Below are 720 nucleotides of genomic sequence, written 5' to 3' on the forward strand. Positions count from 1 at the left end.
ATATTTCTTCGCAAATGGCGTGGCATCGATGAGTTCCCGGACTTCTTCCGGATTACCCTGAAGCACCGTTGCCCCTTCGCGGTTTCGCTCCCTCCCCAGCAGGTAATCAACCGGACCACTGCCACCACCTTTTCCCCTGGCATGAAATTTAACTATCATCCCGCGTCCCCTGTTCCCTGACGGCCAGACGCAGCCGGCGCAGCTCGTCCCCGATGGCCATCAGTGCGGCCACCACCTGAACCCGGTTACCCTCACAGCGTTCCAGTAACCGGGCATGTTCATCATCAGTAACCCGTATCGTGAGCATCCTCTCGCGTTTCATCGGTATCATTACCCCCATGAACAGAAATCCCCCTTACACGGAGGCATCAGTGACCAAACAGGAAAAAACTGCCCTTAACATGGCCCGCTTTATCAGAAGCCAGACATTAACGCTGCTGGAGAAGCTCAACGAACTGGACGCGGATGAACAGGCAGACATCTGTGAATCGCTTCACAACCACGCCGATGAGCTTTACCGCAGCTACCTCGCACGTTTCGGGGATGACGGTGAAAACCTCTGACATATGCAGCTCCCGGAGACGGTCACAGCTTGTCTGTGAGCGGATGCCGGGAGCAGACAAGCCCGTCAGGGCGCGTCAGCAGGTTTTAGCGGGTGTCAGGGCGCAGCCATGACCCAGTCACGTAGCGATAGCGGAGTGTATACTGACTTAATTATGC

At 56.0% G+C, this 720-nt stretch carries 1 protein-coding gene and 1 pseudogene; one reads left to right on the forward strand and one right to left on the reverse strand.

All coding sequences use genetic code 11. From position 1 onward, the window contains the following. Window positions 1-159 (reverse strand): annotated as a pseudogene (locus tag ACUU1M_RS20410) (plasmid mobilization relaxase MbeA); the annotation flags it as partial. A 212-nt stretch (window positions 160-371) separates the two neighbouring features. On the opposite strand from ACUU1M_RS20410, the gene ACUU1M_RS20415 reads away from it, so the two are divergent. After that, window positions 372-563, forward strand: coding sequence for a Rop family plasmid primer RNA-binding protein (locus tag ACUU1M_RS20415; RefSeq protein WP_199882193.1), 192 nt, complete (start codon window positions 372-374; stop codon window positions 561-563). Window positions 564-720 lie beyond the last annotated feature (157 nt).

The organism is Shigella sp. SIG6, from assembly GCF_053555815.1.